The organism is Halomonas sp. 707B3 (genome assembly GCF_024158645.1).
Lineage (GTDB): Bacteria > Pseudomonadota > Gammaproteobacteria > Pseudomonadales > Halomonadaceae > Vreelandella > Vreelandella lionensis.
Genome location: NZ_JAMZBE010000257.1, coordinates 1 through 2386, shown reverse-complemented (window position 1 = coordinate 2386; position 2386 = coordinate 1). Strand labels below are relative to the sequence as shown.

3 protein-coding genes are annotated in these 2386 nt (G+C 54.8%); 1 reads left to right on the top strand and 2 read right to left on the bottom strand.

The genetic code is table 11. The annotated features are described in order from the left end of the window. Both BIS10_RS18370 and BIS10_RS18365 read right to left on the bottom strand, forming a co-directional pair. Positions 1–560 (bottom strand): MCP four helix bundle domain-containing protein (locus tag BIS10_RS18370; protein WP_253507600.1); only part of this gene is annotated, 560 nt, incomplete at its 3' end. Positions 561–800: 240 nt separating this feature from the next. Continuing rightward, positions 801–1613, bottom strand: coding sequence for an outer membrane protein assembly factor BamD (locus BIS10_RS18365; protein ID WP_253507597.1), 813 nt, complete (start codon positions 1611–1613; stop codon positions 801–803). A 181-nt stretch (positions 1614–1794) separates the two neighbouring features. Here BIS10_RS18365 and BIS10_RS18360 point away from each other — a divergent pair. Then, the coding region (locus tag BIS10_RS18360; RefSeq protein WP_253507595.1) for a pseudouridine synthase at positions 1795–2386 on the top strand (592 nt) is incomplete at its 3' end.

The window sequence follows — 2386 nt, the reverse complement described above, 5'->3', positions numbered from 1 at the left end:
GTTATAGCGTTATTAATCTGCTCTTGGAGATCAATAAACTGATTGATGCGGTTGAGCCATTCGGTGTAAGCCGGCCCCGCTTGTTTTAATAAAAGTGCTTGTGCCTGTACGTTGCTACTTGCTTCACGAGCGGTAAGCACTTGCTCCGTGAGGTTGGTAGCGGTAGTGGCCTGTTCAGCGATGAGTGAGAGTAGGCGCTGTTCTTCAGCAGAAGCGGTGGTGTTTTGGTTAATTTGCTCCATACCGCTTGTGGCTACCTGATAGGCGTCTTCAAGTCGACGCATATCCGCTTGAAGACCACTGAGCATTCCATCACCAGCGGTGATCACGATATCGCGTAGCGTGATTGCTCGGTCGTGAACGCTGCCGCGCATATCAACGGCGTAGCCTTGCTTTTCGCCGTGTACATCGTTGATCTGCGTCAATCCTCGGTCTATTTGGTTGACTTGGAGAATACCTGCGGCAGTTAACAGTACAAGTAGTGCTAGCAGAATAGAGAACCCGACGGCAAGGCGGGTACTTATTTTTGTTCCAGAGAGTCGTTTCATCAGGGACAGCATTCAGTGAGGCTCCTTAGGCGCCGTGCAGACGCTTTATTATGTTAGGCAGAGGTGATAGTAGCGCTTGGATAATAATTTGTACAACATGTGTATGATTATTGGTATTGTCTGGCTTTTTTAAGCTTCTGTTAAATAAGTTTTTATTAGGCGTAAACGAAAAAACCACGCCGAAGCGTGGTTTTATTGATGCATGGGGTGTACAGCTTAAACGTGGCGGCCGCTAGTGGCCTGATTCAACGCTTAATCGCTGTTGCCATGTTTGGGCGTAAAGCGGCCGTTTTGAAGCTGCTCGTGATCCGGCGCGTTTTCGCGCAATACAGTGAGCACCTCGCGGGCGCGGTCGTCCATGCCTAAGCCTTGATAGCCCTCCACCATCGTGGCTAGCGCATCACGGGTGGCGCTGGACTCTGGGTAATTTTCGATGACCCAGCGGCCCCGCTCAACGGCGGCCAAGAAAGCACCGCGGCGCAGGTAGTAGTCAGCCACATGCAGTTCATGGCGGGCTAATAGCTCACGCAGATAAACAATGCGTTGCTGGGCATCCGGCGCATATTGGCTCTGTGGGAAGCGCTGAATCAGCTCGCGGAAATCGTTGTAGGCATCCCGCGAGGCGCCCAGGTTACGCTTGGAAATATCAATCAGGCGCAAGCGTTCCAGACTAAAGCGGCCCGCCTGCCAAGCGGCTAGCCCGCGGAGGTAATAGGCATAGTCGACCTGAGGATGATCGGGATGTAAACGAATGAAGCGGCTGGCAGCCGCCCGCGCCTCTTCCCAGTTGCTGTTTTCGTAGTAGGCGTAAATCAGTTCGAGCTGAGCCTGTTCGGCGTGAGGGCCAAACGGATAACGGGTATCCAGGGCTTCAAGGCGCTCGATAGCAATCGGGAAGCGGTTGCTATCGAGTGCGGTGCGTGCCAGCTCATACAGCTCGCGCTCTTGTACCCCCGCAAACTCATCTTCCTCTTCCGGGGTCGTGTCGTTGCTAGCGCAGCCCGCCAGGAGGGCAAGGCTCAAGGCTAGGGCGCCAAAGCGGTTGGCAGCGGAAAAAACGCGCATCATCATCCTCGTTGCAAACAAGCCTCAATCACCGAAAAGCGACGATGGCCATAAGTAGAAATGGTAGAATAGGTCGCAGTTAGCCCACTATAAAACACCTAGACGCAAAACGCAGGCTTAGCGACACGTTAAGCGTATTATGTGACGCAGTTGGGCGGTTAGCGTCTTAGAGAGGTTATTCATGTCTCGTATTGTTGAAGCCACGCAGCGGGTGCCCGCATCATTAGCTGGTGCACGTTTGGACCAAGCGGCGGCGGAGTTGTTCAGCGATTACTCCCGCGAGCGCTTGAAAGCGTGGATCAACGCCGGTGAGCTCACCGTCGATGGTGCCAAGGTCAAGCCGAAAGCCAAACTGCACGGCCATGAAGTGCTGACGCTCAACGCGACCATCGAAGAGGACACGCGTTTCGAGCCCCAGGACATTGCGCTGGACATCGTCTACGAAGACGATGACGTCATCGTCATCAACAAGGCAGCGGGCATGGTCGTGCATCCGGCGGCGGGCAACCCGGATGGCACTTTGCTCAATGCGCTACTGCATCATCACCCCACACTGGCGGAGGTGCCGCGCGCGGGGATCGTCCACCGTTTGGATAAAGATACTACCGGGCTGATGATGGTCGCCAAAACCCTGCCAGCCCAAACAGTCCTGGTGGAGCAACTTCAGGCGCGTACCGTTTCGCGTCAATACGATGCGGTGGTGATTGGCAAACCCGTGGCGGGCAGCACCATTGATGCGCCGATTGGTCGGCACCCGAAAGACCGTAAACGCC

Coding starts and splice junctions, on each gene's coding strand:
- BIS10_RS18365 (WP_253507597.1), bottom strand. CDS start 1,613: ATGCGCGTTTTTTCCGCTGCCAACCGCTTTGGCGCCCTAGCCTTGAGC.